Below are 15,577 nucleotides of genomic sequence, written 5' to 3' on the forward strand. Positions count from 1 at the left end.
TGCCATGAAGAAAGTCCTGATTGCCAACCGTGGCGAAATCGCCGTCCGCATCATCCGAGCCTGCGCCGACTACGGCGTGAAATCCGTAGCGGTCTATGCCGATGCGGATTTCGATGCGCTGCACGCGCGCATGGCCGACGAGGCCTATGGCCTGGACGGCGACCGTCCTGCGGACTCCTATCTGAATATCGACAAGCTGCTGGACGTAGCGCGTCGCAGCGGCGCGGACGCGGTGCATCCGGGCTACGGCTTTCTGTCGGAAAGCCCCTCGTTTGCCCGTGCGGTGATCGACGCCGGCCTGACCTGGATCGGCCCGTCGCCTGAGACCATCGAACGGCTGGGCGACAAGGTCCAGGCGCGCAAGATTGCACTGGCGGTGGGCGCGCCCCTGGTGGCCGGCACGGCCGACCCGGTCAACGGCGCCGAAGACGTGCTGGAATTTGCACGCGAACACGGCTTGCCCATCGCCATCAAGGCGGCGTTTGGCGGCGGCGGCCGGGGCCTGAAGGTGGTGTGGCGCATGGAAGACGTGGCCGAACTCTATGAGTCGGCCGTGCGCGAAGCCGTCACCGCGTTTGGCCGTGGCGAATGCTATGTCGAACAGTTTTTGGACCGCCCGCGCCACGTCGAAGCGCAGGTGCTGGCGGACCAGCACGGCAACGTGGTGGTGCTGGGCACGCGCGATTGCTCGCTGCAACGCCGCAACCAGAAGCTGGTGGAAGAAGCGCCCGCGCCGTTCCTCAGCGACGACCAGCGTCAGCGCGTCCATGCGTCCGCGCGCGACATCTGCGCGCACGCCGGTTATGTCGGCGCCGGCACTGTCGAGTTCCTGCTGAGCGCGTCGGGCGCCATCTCGTTCCTGGAGGTCAACACGCGCCTGCAAGTCGAGCACCCCGTCACCGAGGAAACCTGCGGGCTGGACCTGGTAGTGCAGCAACTGCGCATCGCCGACGGCCTGCCGCTGGGCTTCAGCGAGGCGCCCGCGCCGCGTTGCCATGCCATTGAATTTCGCATCAACGCCGAAGACGTGGGCCGCGGCTTCCTGCCGTCACCGGGTCGCATCGCCAGCTTTGCGCCGCCGTCCGGCCCTGGCGTGCGCGTGGACAGCGGCGTGGAATCGGGCTCGACCATTCCAGGCACCTTCGATTCGCTGATGGCCAAGCTGATCGTCACCGGGGCCACCCGCGAGCAAGCCATTGCCCGCGCCCGCCGCGCGCTGGCCGAGTTCCGCATCGAAGGCGTGGCGTCCGTGCTGCCGTTTCACCGCGCGGTGTTGGCGCATGACGACTTCCTGGGCGACGCATCGGGCTTCAAGGTGCACACGCGCTGGATCGAAACCGACTTCGCCAACGACCTGGAAGCCGCCGTGCGCCCGGAGCCGCTGGGCGCCGTGACGCTGCATCGCACGGCCGTGGAAATCGACGGCCGCCGCGTGTCGCTGGGCCTGCCCGCCGAACTGCTGCGCGGCCTGCATGCCGCCGGGGCAGCCTCGGTGGACGCCGGCCAAGCCAGCACGGCCAACGCCCAAAGCGTAGCCGCGCCCATCGCCGGCACCATCCAGGCGTGGAAGGCCGAGGACGGCGCCACGGTGAAAGAGGGCGATCTGATCGCCACGATGGAAGCCATGAAAATGGAAATGCAGGTGTTGGCGCATCGCAGCGGCGTGCTCAAGCACGAAGCGCAACCGGGCCAGGCCGTGGCGGCAGGCGCGGCGATCGGGCGCATCGACTAAGCGTCGGCTATAGGGGGCGTTCCCAGCCCCCGCCCAAGGCGCGGTAAGACGCAATGGCCGCGCGCGCCGACTCGGTTTGCGCCTGTGCGCTGGCATCGCGGGTGCGTAGCACGGCGCTGTCGGCGTCCAGCACTTCGATCAGGCTGACGATGCCGTTCTGGTAGGCAAGGAATGAGCTTGTGCGCGCCTGCGTCAGCGCGTCCACGCCTTCGGCCAGGTAGCGCGACTGCTGTTCACGTTTGACCAGGGCCGAGAAGGCGTTTTCCACATCTTCGGAAGCGCGCAGCACCGCCAGGCGGTAGGCCGCCAGCGCTTCGGCGTTGCGGCCACGGGCGTTTGCGATGTCGGCTTCGATACGGCCGAAGTCGAACAGGCGCCAGCGCAGGCCAAGCATGCCTTGCATCTGGTTGGCGCTGTCGTTGAACAGGTTGCCGGACAGGGTGGTGGCGGTGCCAAGCACCGCGCCTAGCGAGAATGTTGGGTAGTACTCGGCGATCGCCGCGCCAATACCGGCGTTGGTAGCGGCAAGCTGGCGTTCGGCCGCGATCAGGTCAGGGCGGCGGCGCAGCAGGTCGGCCGGGGTGCCGGTGTCTGCAATGGCGGGCGGCAAGGGGATGGGCGCGCTGGCGGCCAGCAGGGCGCGATTGCTGCCGGGCGGCTCGCCCAGCAGCACGTCCAGCGCGTTCATGGCGGCCGACAGGCCGTCTTCCAGTACGGGCACGGTGGCGCGCACTTCGGCCAGCGCGCCTGTCGACTGATGTACCTGGAGTTCCGCGGCGAGCCCTTTGTCGAATTGCAGTTGCACGGTGGCAAGCAATTGGCTGCGGGTCTTGACCTGTTCACGGGCGATGTCCAGGCGGGTCTGCAATCCACGGATCAAGACGTAGATGTCGGCGGTTTGCGCCGCCACGGCAAGCCGGGCGGCGGCAACACCGGCTTCGGCGCCTTGGTAGTTGGCGACGGCGGCTTCACGTTGGCGTTGCAGGCCGCCGAACAGGTCGACCTCCCAGCCGGCGTTCAAGCCCAGCTCGTAATAGTCGCCATAGCGGTTGTAGTCGGGCGTGGCGTTCAGCAACTGGCCCTGCGGGGTTTCCAGGGACTGGCGCGCACGGGCGGCCTGGCCCGCCACGGCGGCCGACGGCAGCAACGCGGCGGTGGCGCTGCGCAGACCCGCGCGCGACTGGGCCACGCGCGCCACGGCCTGCGCAATGTCCAGGTTCTGGTTAAGTGCGCGCTCCACCAATTGGGTCAGCAGCGGATCATGAAACCCTTGCCACCATACCCGGGCATCGGCAGCGGCCGGCGCCTGCCGCGCCTGGATCGCGGCCTGTCCCATAAAATGCGGGGCTGACGCCGTATCGGGCTGCTGATAATCGGGGCCGACAGCACAACCTGCCAGAAGCAAGCTTGAGAGAAACAGCGGCACAGCATGTTTACGGGGCAGCATGACGGGGTCCTGCAAGACAGGTGAAAGAGAAAGTTGGCGCGCGTCGAACGTCCGTACCAGGGGTTGAGACGCGCCCATGCATCGAAAAAAAGATCACGAATAAACCGCGAATGGTGACTATTGTACGATATGGTCATTAGTCGTCAATCGATATAGCCATAAGGTAGCGTTCCTATGTCCGACTCGTCCCAGCAATCCCAAGGCCATCGCGGACCGACAGATCACAGCGTGCGAGACCAGATCGTTCAGGCGGCCAACGCGCATTTCAGCCACTATGGTTACGACAAGACCACGGTGTCCGACCTGGCGCGCGAGATCGGTATTTCCAAGGCCTACATCTACAAGTTCTTCGATTCCAAGCAGGCCATCGGCGAGGCCATCTGCACCAACGTGCTGGGCCAGTTGATGGCGGGCGTGGAGCAGGCCATCGCCCAGGCCGAATCGCCCACCGACCGTTTTCGCCGCTTCTTCCTTAGTGCTGTAGAGCTATCAGCGGAATTGTTTTTCCAGGACAGAAAGCTCTATGAAATCGCGGCGCATTCCTCGCTGGAAAAATGGGCGTCGGCGCAGGCGTACGAACAGCGCATGCGAGCCATCCTGACCGACATCCTGCGCGAAGGAAGAGAGCAGGGCGAGTTCGAGCGCAAGACCCCGCTAGACGAAACCGCGCGGTCGATTTATCTGGTGATGCTGCCCTTCATCAGTCCGCTTTTGCTTCAGTACAACCTGGACCGCTTGCCGGACGCCCCGCGTGAAGTGGCGAGCCTGGTGCTGCGCAGCCTGGCGCCCTGAGTGCTGGAAGCGGGGTCCGATCTGCCCCCCCCCTCAAAACCCCATTTAGTGACTATTGACAATATTGGTCATTAGACGCAAACTGCGCGGCAATCCGATTGCCCCAGGGGTGTCTTATGGTTTCTCGTCGTTCTGCCGTCACGGCGATCTCGGCCGTCGTGGCCGTCTTGTTGACCGGCGCCTTGTCCGGTTGTAGCCCCAGCGCGGCCGATGATCCGCGTATCGGCATACCGCTGGTCAGGGTGGCCACGGTGCAAGCGCCAGCCCCGTCGACCCGGACGTACACCGGCGTGGTAGTGGCGCGGGTGCAAAGCGATCTGGGCTTCCGGGTGAACGGCAAGGTGGCCGAACGCCTGGTCGACACGGGCCAGCAAGTCAAGCGTGGCCAGCCGCTGATGCGGCTGGATCCCACCGACCTGGCCTTGGCGGCGCGGGCGCGTTTGCAGGCGGTGCATGCCGCCCGCGCACGCGCTTCGCAAACGGCGGCTGACGAAAAGCGCTATCGCGTCCTGGTAGGCGCGGGCGCGGTGTCGGCATCCGCCTATGACCAGGCCCGCGCCGCGGCCGATACGGCCCAGGCCGATCTCAGCGCGGCGCAGGCGCAGGCCGATGTGGCGCGCAACGAAACGGGTTACGCCACCCTCTACGCGGATGCCGATGGCGTGGTCATGGCCACGCTGGCCGAACCTGGTCAGGTGGTAACGGCCGGGCAGCCCGTGGTGCGCGTGGCGCGGTCGGGCCAGCGCGAGGCCTTGATTGATCTGCCCGAAACCGTTCGGCCGGCCTTGGGTTCCGTCGGCGAGGCCACGCTGTATGGCGGCTCAAGCCAGCCCATACCGGTGCAACTGCGAGAACTGTCCGACTACGCCGATCCCCGCACACGCACGTTCGCGGCGCGCTACGTGCTTGACCCCAACGCTGCGCAGGCGCCGCTGGGCGCCACCATCTCGGTGTCGATCGCGGGCGCGCAGGCCAAGCCGGTGTTTCAGGTGCCCCTGGCGGCGCTGCACGATGAAGGCCGTGGGCCGGGTGTCTGGGTCCTGTCGGGCGAGCCCACGCAGGTGCGCTGGCGTGCCGTCACGCTGGCGGGCCTGGGGGAAGAGACCGCCGCCGTGAGCGCGGGCCTGGCCCCGGGCGAGCGCTTCGTGGCGCTGGGCGCGCACCTGTTGCATGAGGGCGAGACGGTGCGCGTGGCCGCGCCGCAGGGCCGGCGCGCGCTGGCCGCCACGACGGGAGCGGCGCAATGAGCGGGTTCAATATCTCGGCGATCGCGGTGCGCGAGCGCGCCGTCACGCTGTTTCTCATCATCGCGATGTCGGCCGCCGGCATCTTCGCCTTCCTGCAACTGGGGCGGGCGGAAGACCCCAGTTTCACGGTCAAGACGCTGACGGTGGTGACCGCCTGGCCCGGCGCCACGGCGCAGGAGATGCAGGACCTGGTGTCCGAACCGCTGGAAAAGCGGATGCAGGAACTGAAGTGGTACGACCGCACCGAGACCTTCACGCGGCCCGGGCTCGCCTTCATGACGGTGACCTTGAAAGACAGCACGCCGCCGTCGGCCGTGGCCGAAGAGTTCTACCAGGCGCGCAAGAAGCTGGGCGACGAAGCCGCCAGGCTGCCCCCTGGCGTGCTGCCCCCGATGGTGAACGACGAGTATGGCGACGTGACCTTCGCGCTCTACGCCTTGAAGGCGCACGGCGAACCGCAGCGCAAGCTGGTGCGCGAGGCCGAGGAACTGCGGCAGCGCCTGCTCAAGGTGCAAGGGGTGAAGAAGGTCAATATCCTGGGCGAACGCCCCGAGCGCATCTTCGTGGAGTTTTCTTACGCGCGGCTGGCCACGCTGGGCGTGTCGCCGGGCGAACTCTTCGCCGCGCTCAACGCCCGCAATCAGGTGACGCCGGCGGGCTCGGTGCAGACGCACGGCCAACAGGTGCAAATTCGCCTGGATGGCGCCATTGACGATCTGGAGCAAATCCGCGCAACGCCCATCGTGGCCGACGGCCGCACCTTGCGCGTGGGCGATGTGGCCGACGTGAAGCGCGGCTATGAAGACCCCGCCACGTTTCTCATCCGCAGCCAGGGCGAACCCGCGTTGATGCTCGGTGTGGTCATGCGCGAGGGCCACAACGGCCTGGAGCTGGGCGGCGCGCTTGCGGCTGAAGCCGACGCGATCGCAAAGGATCTGCCGCTGGGCATGAGCTTCACCAAGATCACGGATCAGGCCGTCAACATCGAAGAGGCCTACGACGAGTTCATGCTCAAGTTCTTCGTGGCGCTGGTGGTGGTGATCGTGGTGAGCCTGGTCAGCCTGGGCTGGCGCGTGGGCGTGGTGGTGGCGGCTGCCGTGCCGCTGACGCTTGCCGGGGTCTTTGTCATCATGCTTGCCACGGGCCGCGACTTCGACCGCATCACGCTGGGTGCGCTGATCCTGGCCTTGGGGCTGTTGGTGGACGACGCCATCATCGTGATCGAAACCATGGTCGTGAAGATGGAAGAGGGCATGGACCGCATTGCGGCGGCCACCTACGCCTGGGGCCACACAGCCGCGCCCATGCTTGCCGGTACGCTGGTGACCGCCATCGGCTTGATGCCGGTGGGTTTCGCCAAGTCCACCGCCGGGGAATACGCCGGCAACATCTTCTGGGTCGTGGCGTTCGCCCTGTTGACATCATGGGTGGTGGCGGTGGTGTTCACGCCCTACATCGGCGTGAAGCTCTTGCCCAAGATCAAACCGGTGCAGGGCGGTCATGGGGCCATCTACGGCACCCCCGGTTATCAACGCCTGCGACGCGGCGTGGTGTGGGCGGTGGCGCACAAGAAGAAGGTTGCGCTCAGCGTGGTCGGCCTGTTCATCCTGTCCTTTATCGGGCTGGGCCAGGTCAAGCAGCAGTTCTTTCCGGTATCGGATCGGCCCGAGGTGCTGCTGGAAGTGCAGATGCCAGAGGGTTCCAGCATCGAAAGCACCACGGCGGCGGTCACGTCGGTGGAAAAATGGCTGGCTCAGCAACCCGAAGCGAAGCTTGTCACCAGCTACATCGGGCAGGGCGCGCCACGCTTCTATCTGGCGATGTCGCCGGAATTGCCGGACCCCTCATTCGCCAAGATCATTGTGCTGACCGGCAGCGAGAAGGACCGCGACGCGCTCAAGCTGCGCGCGCGCCAGGCGGTGGCCGATCAGCTTGCGCCGCAGGCGCGGGTGCGGGTGTCGCAACTGGTGTTCGGGCCGTATTCACCGTTCCCGGTGGCGTTTCGCGTGGCGGGGCCGCAGGAAGAAACCGTGCGCCAGATCGCGCAACAGGTGCGTCAGGTGATGCAGGAAAACCCGTCGATGCGGCAGGTCAACACCGACTGGGGCGAGCGCGCGCCCACGCTGCATTTCGTGCTGGATCAAGACCGGTTGCGCGCCATCGGCCTGAGCTCCACCGACGCGGCGCAGCAGTTGCAGTTCCTGCTCACGGGCATCCCGGTGACGCGGGTGCGCGAAGACATCCGCTCGGTGGAAGTGGTGGCGCGCAGCGCCGGGGCGCAACGGCTCGACCCCGCCGAGATCGGCGCGTTCACGCTGGTGGGATCGGCGGGCCAGCGGGTGCCGCTTGATCAGATCGGCCATACCGAGGTGCGGATGGAAAACCCGATCCAGCGCCGCCGCGACCGCGAAGTCACGATCACCGTACGCGGCGACGTGGCCGAAGGCGTGCAGCCGCCGGATGTCTCCAAGCAGATCCTGCCCAAGCTGCAACCCATCATCGCGGCGCTGCCGGCCGGCTACCACATCGTGGCGGCGGCCGACCTGGAAGAGGCGGGCAAGGCCAACGCGGCGCTGGCCGCGGTGTTCCCGCTGATGTTCATTTTGATGCTGGTGGTGATCATCTTCCAGGTGCGTTCGATGTCAGCGATGATCATGGTCGTGCTGACCGCGCCGCTTGCGCTGGTGGGCGTCGTGCCGACGCTGCTGCTGTTCAACCAGCCGTTCGGCTTCAACGCCATCCTGGGCATGATCGGTCTGGCCGGCATCATCATGCGCAACACCTTGATCCTGATGGGGCAGATCCATATCAACGAAGAGGAAGGCTTGACGCCGTTCCACGCCGTGGTGGAAGCCACCGTACAGCGCGCGCGGCCGGTCATCCTGACCTCGTTGGCCGCCGTGCTGGCGTTCATTCCGCTGACTTTCTCGGTGTTCTGGGGCTCGCTGGCCTACACCCTGATCGGCGGCACCATTGGCGGCACGGTGTTGACGCTGGTGTTCCTGCCGGCCTTGTACGCCATCTGGTTCCGCATCAACCCGCAGCAAACACCGGCCGTGGAACCCCAGGCGGCCGGCGCCTTGCATCAGCTACACCGCTGACACGTTCCCCGCCGACCCGCCCGTGGCGGCGTCCGGCGGCACCGTCACGATTGACGTCAATGACGGGTCCGCCGGCTTCAGCGCCGCCAGGTTCGGCCGAGGGCGTTGCAGTTCGGCGTTGCCCGCAAAGGCCTGCTCCATGCCTCGCGCCGCCTGTAGCACTTCGCGGTCGCCTCGGAAGCGCCCGATGATCTGCATGCCGAACGGCATGCCCAGGTGGTCGCTGCCGCACGGCAGGGTCAGGGCAGGGTGGGTGGTCAGCGTGATCACATACGTGAGCGCCAGCCAGCGGTAGTAGTTTTCCTGGCGGCGGCCGTTGATGGACTCGGCATACAACTGCGTCCACGGAAACGGCGAGACGGGCGTGGTGGGCGACAGGATCAGGTCGTAGTCGTCGAAGGCGCGCTGGAAACGCTTGATCAAGCGCGTCTGCTCGGCTTGCGCCCAGGCGCAATCCTTCAGGCTCATGGCCGCGCCCATTTCAAAGTTGGCGCGGCTGTTGGGGCCAAGGCTGTTCGGGTCTTTCTCGTAGGCGTCGCGCATGCCCGCCACGAAGGCCTCGGCGCGCAGCACGTCAAAGCAGCGGTGGGCGTCGCCGAAGTCCAGCTCGATGGGGTCGCAGGCGGCGAACAGGTGGCGCATGGCCGCGATCTTGGCGCGGAAGGTGGCGCGGATCCCGTCGTCCACGTCGCACACGCCGAAGTCTTCGGTATAGGCCACCCGCAGGCGGCCCAGGTCGGCGGTGCCGGGCGCAAGGAATTGCAGCGGGTCCAGCGGATAGCTAAGCGGGTCACCGGCGTCCGGACCGGCGCTGGCCGCCATTTGCAGGCAGGCGTCGGCCACCGTGCGGCCCATCGGGCCGACGACGGAAATCGGCGTCCAGCCCAGCAGCTTGCGCACGCTGGGCACCACGCCAGGCGACGGCCGAAAGCCCACCACGCCGCACTTGGATGCCGGAATGCGCAACGAGCCGCCGGTGTCCGACCCGGTGCAAAGCGGGAACATGTCGGTGGCCAGAGCCGCGGCCGAACCGCCCGAGGACCCCCCCGCATTCAGGTTGGGGTTGAACGGGTTGCCGGTGGCGCCCCACACCGTGTTGCGCGAATTGGCGCCCGCGCCCATTTCGGGCACGTTGGTCTTGGCGGCCACGATGGCGCCGGCGCGGCGCAGGCGCGCCACCAGCGTCACGTCTTCCGTCGGCACATGGTCGCGATAGATCTGCGAACCAAAGGTGGTCAGCAAACCGGCCGTGGGTTCCAGGTCTTTCACGCCCAGCGGCAGGCCGTGCAAGAGGCCCAGCGTGTCGCCCGCCATCACCGCCTGTTCGGCGGAGCGCGCTTCGGCGCGGGCCCGCTCGAACGCGGTGGCGGTCACGGCGTTGATGTAGGGGTTGATTGCCTCGACGCGCGCAATGCACGCCTCCAGCAGTTCCACGGGCGAGAGTTGGCGCGCCCCGATCAGGCGCCGCAACTCCACCGCGGACAAGGTGACGAGCGTATCGTCCAGTGCCATGAATGCTTCCTTTAATCGATCGTGATGTTGGCGCGCTGCGCGACGTCACGCATCTGCGGCAGTTCTTTCTGGATCAGCGCTTCGCCCTCGGCGGCGCTGGAGAAGGCCGCTTCAAAGCCCTGCGCCTCAAGGCTCTTGCGCACGTCGGGCGACGCGACCGTGGCGCGCAAGGCGGTTTCAAGCTTGGTCTTCACGTCGGCGGGCAGGCCGCGCGGGGCGGCGACCATCAGCCAGGTGTCCATGGCCACCGACGGATAGCCCTGTTCGGCAAAAGTCGGCACGTCGGGCAGGAAGCTAGACCGCGCGGGGGCCGACACGGCCAGCACGCGCACCTTGCCTTGCTTGCTTTGCGGCAGCGCGGCCGCCACGGTGTCAACCGAGAACGGAATCTGGCCGCCGATCAGGTCGGTCATGGCGGGGGCACTGCCCTTGTAGGGCACGTGGATCATCTGGATATCGGCGGCCGACAGGAAGGCTGCACCGACGAAGTGCGCGGTGGTGCCGGCGCCAAACGAACCATAGGCGGGCGGTTCCTTGCTGCGTTCCTTGGCGTAGGCCACCAGTTCCTTCAGGTTCTTGACCGGCACGTTCGGGTTGGCCAACAGCGCCAGGCCGGTGCGGCCGACGATGCCGATCGGCTCGAAGCTCTTGACCGGGTCGTAGGGCAGCTTTTTCTGAATGGCGGGGTTGACCGTGAAGGTGGTGCCGGAACTGACCAGCAGCGTGTAGCCATCGGGCGCGGCCTTGGCCACGAAGCCGGCGCCGATTGCGGTGCCCGCGCCGGCGCGGTTTTCCACCACGATGGTCTGGCCCAATTCCTGGCCGAGCTTTTGCGCGATGACGCGGCCCAGCACGTCAGTGGCGCCACCGGGCGGGAAGGGCACCACCAGGGTGACAGGGCGCGTCGGGTAGGCATTCTGCGCGCTGGCCACGGCGGGAATGGCGAAGGCGCCGGCCAAGGCGACGGAAAGGGCGATCAGGGGAGTCTTCATGGTCATGCTCGACAAGAGTGGTGGAGAGAGGGCGCGTCTGTCGGCGCCTGGGGAGTTGCCGCGAGTCCTTGCCCGCGGTTCAGAAATCGGTCGTACTCTTCGGTCGGCACGAACAGCCCGCCCGTGGTCCAGGCCAGATGCGTGGCGCGCGGCAGGTGCGGCAGCAGCTTGCGTTGGCGCAGCCATTGCTGGCCCGCGATGCTGCCCAGCAACAGGCGCGGCCCGGAAAAACCTGCGGCGGCCGACGGCTCGATGCGCAAGCCTTCGCTGTCATGCAGGCGCGCAAGATCCCCGTAGAGCGTGTCGTCCGCCACTGTGTAGACGCCGGCCAGCAAGTGGCCGACCGCGTCATACGCCAGTTCGGACGCACGCGGCACGGCCAGGCCATCGGCCTCGGTCTGGTTGGTCAGCCCGATGTCGTAGACGGACGGCGGCACCGGCACGCCGGGCAATTCCCCGTTGCCGGCCATCATGCGCAGCAGAAAGCAGGGCGACTGTACCGGCTCGGCAAAGAAGCAATGCACGTGCGCACCGAACAGCAGCGACAGGCCGAAGGCGATGCCGCCCGGCGCGCCACCCACGCCACACGGCAGGTAAACAAACAGCGGATGCTCGGCGTCGACCACGATGCCGGCCTGCGCAAGCTGGTCACGCAGCGCCAGCGCGGCGGCGGCATAACCCAGGAACAACGACGCCGAGCGTTCGTCGTCAACAAAATAGCCGTGCGGGTCGGCCTCGACCTGGCGGCGGCCAGCCGCCACGGCTTTTTCGTAATCCCCCTGATGCTCGACCACTTCGACGCCACGGGCGCGCAGGCGCGCCTTCTTCCATTCCTTGGCATCCGAAGACATGTGCACGGCGGCACGAAACCCCAGCGCCGACGCGATCACGCCGATCGACAGGCCCAGGTTGCCGGTCGAGCCCACGGCCACCTGGTACTGCGCAAAACAGGCGCGCGCCTCTGGCGTGCCTAGCTTGCGATAGTCGTCGCCCGGCGCGATCAGGCCGCGTTCCAGCGCCAGCTTTTCGGTGAATTCCAACACTTCGTGAATGCCGCCGCGCGCCTTGATCGAGCCGGCCACCGGCAGGGCGTGATCGGCCTTCAACCACAGCCGCCCCGATGCCAACGGCAAGCCCAGCGCCTGTTGCATGGCGGCGGCCTCAAGCAGCGGCGATTCGATCACGCCGGCCGACGCCTTCAGTTCCGGAAACAACTGCGCCAGCAAGGGCGCAAAACGCGCAAAGCGGTCATGCGCGGCTTGTACGTCGGCCAAGCGAAAGGGTGCGGCGGCTAGTGCGGCGGCTAGTGCGGCAGCCTTGTCGGAACGGGTCCACAACGCAGGCCGCGCGGCACGCAGCGCTTGCAAGGACAAAGAGGAAACGGAGGCGTGGGACGGTGGCATGAACACGGTTGCAAAATGAAAAACGTCATCGAACGGTCACATCCTAGGCTCGGCTTTAGCGTTGCGGCAATATGCGTTGTTAGAATTGTTCGTTGCGCTTAACGCAAACCAAGGGGAAACCCGATGAACGTGCAAGTCCTGCAAGAAATGGCCGTTCGCTACTTCCTGGAAGTGGCGCGCTGCGGCTCTGTCAGCGTGGCGGCGGAAAAGCTGGAAGTGGCGCCGTCGGCGGTCAGCCGCCAGATTGCGCGGCTGGAGCGCGAGCTGGGCACCTTGCTGTTCGAACGCCGATCGCGCGGCATGGTCTTGAACGCCGCCGGCGAATTACTGGCGGCGCACGCCAAGCGCGCGCAGCAGGACGTAGAGCGCGTCAGCGGCGAAATCATGGGCCTGCGCGGTTTGCGCCAGGGGCTGGTGCGGGTCGTCTGTACCGAAGGTTTCGTGCACGACGTGGTGCCGGCCGCCATCGCGGAATTCCGCAAGCAATACGCCGGCATCCGCTTCACGCTGGAGGTGTGTTCGCAGCGCGAGGTGCCGGCGCGGGTGCGCGATGGCGCGGCCGACATCGGCATTACGCTGGGCCTGACCTCGCACCGCGACATGCAAGTGGAACTGCGCATGCCCGCGCCCGTGCGCGCGGTGGTGGCCGCCGACCATCCGCTGGCGCGCCGCGCCGACGTGTCGCTGGCGCAATTGATGGCCTATCCGCTGGCCTTGCCGGACGCCGATTCCACCTTGCGGCAATTGATCGACATCAGTTGCAGCCGCCAGCAATTGCAGTGCGAGCCCGTGTTCTCCAGCCGCAGCGTCGACGCGCTGGTGGCGTTTGCCGGGGCGGGCGGCGGCGTGGCGTTCTGCGGCGAATTGGCCATCCGCTATCGGCTGCGCGGCAAACAGGTGGTGGCCGTGCCGCTGCGCGATCGCGAAATGAACGAACGCCACTTTGAAGTGCAGACGCTGGCCGGGCGTGTGCTGCCGGAAGCGGCCAAGGCGTTCATCGCCAGCCTGCGCACGCAGTTGGATGCGGAATGATGCGACGTTTGGCAGCCTCAGTCAGCTAGGGGGCTTGACATCGTTCCGGGCGCGGACGATCGTGCGTCATACGGCATCTTGTCGGAGGCAAAAATGGACATCAGTTGGACTGCGTTGCTGCTGCCGCCGATCGTCGTAGCCCTGCTGACAAGCACGACTGCGTGGGCATGGCGGGGTAAATCTAAAACGGTGCTTTTGGACCCTGATAAGGCTGCCCTGCCTTTCGTCACGGCGATCTCTGTATTGGCAATAGGCATACCGCTGGATGCGGCGTTCATGCAAGAAGTCTTGAAGAGCGAGGTGAGTCCCTGGGTGGCAGATCTGCTCTTATCGGCAATGATGCTGGCGGTTCTTTCACTGTTTGTCGGCGCATACGTGGTCTACACGCTGCTGCTTGACGCGCCGAAGGACCCGGCCACGGGCAAAGTCATCCTGGGAGGCGGACGTATCGGATTGCCGGCGGCGATGGGATGTCAGTATTCCAGCCTGATCGCTTTTCTGGCGTGCACAGTGGTGGCTTTGGCCGCTTATTCGATTCAAGCACGCTCTCCAGCGCCGCAGCTTGCCCATGGGATTGGAACGGTATCCATCGAGCGTCCAATTCCTGAGCTGGGCACCAGTCGCGAAGTCATATTCAAAGTGTGGGGTGAGCCCGATACGGCCACTGCGCAAAGGTTGGAATACAGCGGGAAAACGTCGCAGATTGTGTTCTGCCTGGATAAGAACAAACTGCGTGCAGTTGTCTACACCGATCGGGACAAAGACCATGCACAACGAACAACTTGCGGAGTTGATCCTTAAGTCCGTTGCCTCGGGAGAGAGGATTGAGGATTTTTCATGGATGGTGAATACGCTCATCGGCTTGGAGCGAAAGCCTCGCATTGTTCGAGTGCGGAACGGCCGCCGATTTAGAACCGCTTCGGAGCAGGGCGGAGCGACTCCTACCCATAGAGCGTGGCTTATTTGTTTGCTCAACAAACCAAAGCCGCCGGAATATATCGTTGCGATTCACGAGTTCAGACTCGCGCTGGCCGGCGTGGCTGACGACGAACGCCTGCAAGAGGTTTTTCTAGCTTCGATTCGTGATCGCTTATTGCTTGCTCCGCCGATTCAATCGCTTCGCCTTCTTAGACCCTCCATGTACTTCGACATGCCCCGTGCGTTGAAAAAAGCCGAGCAGCTTGGGGTGAACCTCAGTCTGCCACCCGCTTGGTATTGAATGCTCGACCGGGGAGACACGTACCAGTGCTTCCCCGGATACAACCATCGCGCCATGGACCATCTGCTGCTTGCTACCCACTCGGATTTTCCCCGCATGGGTTTTTCTAGCGATAGCCGGGCCGGGACGGTATGCCCGTCACCGACGGGTGATCACGATTTCAAGATACTCACTGGGCATCACCACGGTCGCGTCGCCAGAGCGATTGAACCGGTCTATTTGCGCCAGCAAATCGCTTTCCAGAGCGGCCTGCGCGGCGGGCTCCAGCATGGAAAACGCCTTGAGGACCGGGCCGTAATAGCTTCTGAAGATCTGCACGAAATGCGCTGGCGAGAGATAGCGGAACACGAAGTGCCGCGCTTGCACCTGTATCGCCAAGGCATCAGCGCCAAACATCTCGTCGATGCGCGCCCGGGTGCCCCACAGCGCGGGCGACTTGACGCCGGCTGGTGGCGGCACATGCTTGCCAATGGTCTTGAAGACCTGGCCCACGAAGCTTTCCGGCGTCCAATTGGCCAAGCCGATCTTGCCGCCCGAGCGGCATACGCGCAGCAGTTCGGCGGCGGCCTTGTCCTGGTCGGCCGTGAACATCACGCCGAAGGTGGAAACCACGGCGTCAAAGCTGCCTGGCGCGAAGGGCAGGGCTTCGGCATCGGCTTCTTGAAACTCAATCTTCAGCCGTTCGGCGGCGGCGCGCTCGCGGCCACGGCTCAGCAACGCGGGCACATAGTCGGTCGACGTCACCTCGCACCAACGCCGCGCGGCGGCCAGCGACACGTTGCCGTTACCCGCGGCCACATCAAGCACCTTTTGGCCGGCGCGGACATCAAGGGCTTCGCACAGTTGTTCGCCCACGATCTGAAGCGTGGTGCCGATAACGGCATAGTCTCCGGAAGACCAGGTGGCTTGCTGCCGGGTCTTCACGGCGGCAAGGGTGGGTGGGGCGGAAGGCGGCGCGGAAGTTGGCGCGTCGGGAACGGCGGCAATATCGGATGCGGACATGGTCTGTCTCCATCAAGGCAAGGGAAGCGTGCTGGCGAACATCGCCGGCACGGCGCCGATGCGCGGGCAGGGGCCCAAGAGCTTGCGCGGTTCGTGCA

The 15,577-nt window shown here is 65.8% G+C and carries 12 protein-coding genes; 7 read left to right on the forward strand and 5 right to left on the reverse strand.

Translation table 11 applies throughout. The features are described from left to right. Nucleotides 1-4: 4 nt before the first annotated feature. Nucleotides 5-1,732: an acetyl/propionyl/methylcrotonyl-CoA carboxylase subunit alpha gene (locus tag CVS48_RS18480; RefSeq protein ID WP_100855703.1), complete on the forward strand. Its 1,728-nt coding sequence runs from the start codon at nucleotides 5-7 to the stop codon at nucleotides 1,730-1,732. A 7-nt stretch (nucleotides 1,733-1,739) separates the two neighbouring features. Here CVS48_RS18480 and CVS48_RS18485 read toward each other — a convergent pair whose 3' ends face one another. Further along, nucleotides 1,740-3,179: an efflux transporter outer membrane subunit gene (locus CVS48_RS18485; protein ID WP_100855704.1), complete on the reverse strand. Its 1,440-nt coding sequence runs from the start codon at nucleotides 3,177-3,179 to the stop codon at nucleotides 1,740-1,742. A 174-nt stretch (nucleotides 3,180-3,353) separates the two neighbouring features. Here CVS48_RS18485 and CVS48_RS18490 point away from each other — a divergent pair, with 174 nt between their 5' ends. The 3 genes from CVS48_RS18490 to CVS48_RS18500 all read left to right on the forward strand — a co-directional run bounded on the left by CVS48_RS18490 (nucleotide 3,354) and on the right by CVS48_RS18500 (nucleotide 8,319). Further along, on the forward strand, nucleotides 3,354-3,971 hold the full coding sequence (locus CVS48_RS18490) for a TetR/AcrR family transcriptional regulator (protein ID WP_100855705.1): 618 nt from the start codon (nucleotides 3,354-3,356) through the stop codon (nucleotides 3,969-3,971). A gap of 116 nt (nucleotides 3,972-4,087) precedes the next feature. After that, complete coding sequence (locus tag CVS48_RS18495; protein WP_100855706.1) at nucleotides 4,088-5,218, forward strand: efflux RND transporter periplasmic adaptor subunit; 1,131 nt, start codon at nucleotides 4,088-4,090, stop codon at nucleotides 5,216-5,218. Beyond that, nucleotides 5,215-8,319: an efflux RND transporter permease subunit gene (locus CVS48_RS18500; RefSeq protein ID WP_100855707.1), complete on the forward strand. Its 3,105-nt coding sequence runs from the start codon at nucleotides 5,215-5,217 to the stop codon at nucleotides 8,317-8,319. Before CVS48_RS18495 ends, CVS48_RS18500 begins: the two co-directional genes overlap by 4 nt. On the opposite strand, the gene CVS48_RS18505 is transcribed toward CVS48_RS18500, so the two are convergent. Genes CVS48_RS18505 through CVS48_RS18515 form a run of 3 tightly spaced genes read right to left on the reverse strand, consistent with a single transcriptional unit; the run spans nucleotide 8,308 to nucleotide 12,226 of the window. Continuing rightward, nucleotides 8,308-9,831: an amidase gene (locus CVS48_RS18505; protein ID WP_100855708.1), complete on the reverse strand. Its 1,524-nt coding sequence runs from the start codon at nucleotides 9,829-9,831 to the stop codon at nucleotides 8,308-8,310. The two genes, CVS48_RS18500 and CVS48_RS18505, sit on opposite strands and share 12 nt — an antisense overlap. A gap of 11 nt (nucleotides 9,832-9,842) precedes the next feature. After that, complete coding sequence (locus CVS48_RS18510) at nucleotides 9,843-10,829, reverse strand: Bug family tripartite tricarboxylate transporter substrate binding protein (RefSeq protein WP_100855709.1); 987 nt, start codon at nucleotides 10,827-10,829, stop codon at nucleotides 9,843-9,845. Then, the gene (locus CVS48_RS18515; protein ID WP_100855710.1) at nucleotides 10,826-12,226 is read right to left on the reverse strand and encodes a D-serine ammonia-lyase; all 1,401 of its coding nucleotides are present in this window, start codon (nucleotides 12,224-12,226) and stop codon (nucleotides 10,826-10,828) included. Before CVS48_RS18515 ends, CVS48_RS18510 begins: the two co-directional genes overlap by 4 nt. Before the next feature lie 123 nt (nucleotides 12,227-12,349). On the opposite strand from CVS48_RS18515, the gene CVS48_RS18520 reads away from it, so the two are divergent. The 3 genes from CVS48_RS18520 (at nucleotide 12,350) to CVS48_RS29260 (ending at nucleotide 14,477) form a co-directional block, all read left to right on the forward strand. Then, nucleotides 12,350-13,258: a LysR family transcriptional regulator gene (locus tag CVS48_RS18520; protein ID WP_100855711.1), complete on the forward strand. Its 909-nt coding sequence runs from the start codon at nucleotides 12,350-12,352 to the stop codon at nucleotides 13,256-13,258. Nucleotides 13,259-13,351: 93 nt separating this feature from the next. Continuing rightward, nucleotides 13,352-14,059: a hypothetical protein gene (locus CVS48_RS18525; RefSeq protein ID WP_100855712.1), complete on the forward strand. Its 708-nt coding sequence runs from the start codon at nucleotides 13,352-13,354 to the stop codon at nucleotides 14,057-14,059. Next, nucleotides 14,025-14,477: a hypothetical protein gene (locus CVS48_RS29260; protein ID WP_126376325.1), complete on the forward strand. Its 453-nt coding sequence runs from the start codon at nucleotides 14,025-14,027 to the stop codon at nucleotides 14,475-14,477. Before CVS48_RS18525 ends, CVS48_RS29260 begins: the two co-directional genes overlap by 35 nt. A 138-nt stretch (nucleotides 14,478-14,615) precedes the next feature. On the opposite strand, the gene CVS48_RS18535 is transcribed toward CVS48_RS29260, so the two are convergent. Then, nucleotides 14,616-15,479 carry a class I SAM-dependent methyltransferase gene (locus tag CVS48_RS18535; RefSeq protein WP_100855714.1) on the reverse strand — a complete coding sequence of 288 codons (864 nt, stop codon included), beginning with the start codon at nucleotides 15,477-15,479 and terminating at the stop codon, nucleotides 14,616-14,618. Nucleotides 15,480-15,577 lie beyond the last annotated feature (98 nt).

The sequence above is a fragment of the Achromobacter spanius genome, from assembly GCF_002812705.1.
GTDB classification, from domain to species: Bacteria; Pseudomonadota; Gammaproteobacteria; order Burkholderiales; family Burkholderiaceae_B; genus Achromobacter; species Achromobacter spanius.

Excerpts from the sequence above, each read along its gene's own strand:
- CVS48_RS18490 (WP_100855705.1), top strand. The coding sequence starts at position 3,354 with ATGTCCGACTCGTCCCAGCAATCCCAAGGCCATCGCGGACCGACAGAT.
- CVS48_RS18495 (WP_100855706.1), top strand. The coding sequence starts at position 4,088 with ATGGTTTCTCGTCGTTCTGCCGTCACGGCGATCTCGGCCGTCGTGGCC.
- CVS48_RS18520 (WP_100855711.1), top strand. The coding sequence starts at position 12,350 with ATGAACGTGCAAGTCCTGCAAGAAATGGCCGTTCGCTACTTCCTGGAA.
- CVS48_RS29260 (WP_126376325.1), top strand. The coding sequence starts at position 14,025 with ATGCACAACGAACAACTTGCGGAGTTGATCCTTAAGTCCGTTGCCTCG.
- CVS48_RS18515 (WP_100855710.1), bottom strand. The coding sequence starts at position 12,226 with ATGCCACCGTCCCACGCCTCCGTTTCCTCTTTGTCCTTGCAAGCGCTG.
- CVS48_RS18535 (WP_100855714.1), bottom strand. The coding sequence starts at position 15,479 with ATGTCCGCATCCGATATTGCCGCCGTTCCCGACGCGCCAACTTCCGCG.
- CVS48_RS18525 (WP_100855712.1), top strand. The coding sequence starts at position 13,352 with ATGGACATCAGTTGGACTGCGTTGCTGCTGCCGCCGATCGTCGTAGCC.
- CVS48_RS18480 (WP_100855703.1), top strand. The coding sequence starts at position 5 with ATGAAGAAAGTCCTGATTGCCAACCGTGGCGAAATCGCCGTCCGCATC.
- CVS48_RS18510 (WP_100855709.1), bottom strand. The coding sequence starts at position 10,829 with ATGACCATGAAGACTCCCCTGATCGCCCTTTCCGTCGCCTTGGCCGGC.
- CVS48_RS18485 (WP_100855704.1), bottom strand. The coding sequence starts at position 3,179 with ATGCTGCCCCGTAAACATGCTGTGCCGCTGTTTCTCTCAAGCTTGCTT.
- CVS48_RS18500 (WP_100855707.1), top strand. The coding sequence starts at position 5,215 with ATGAGCGGGTTCAATATCTCGGCGATCGCGGTGCGCGAGCGCGCCGTC.
- CVS48_RS18505 (WP_100855708.1), bottom strand. The coding sequence starts at position 9,831 with ATGGCACTGGACGATACGCTCGTCACCTTGTCCGCGGTGGAGTTGCGG.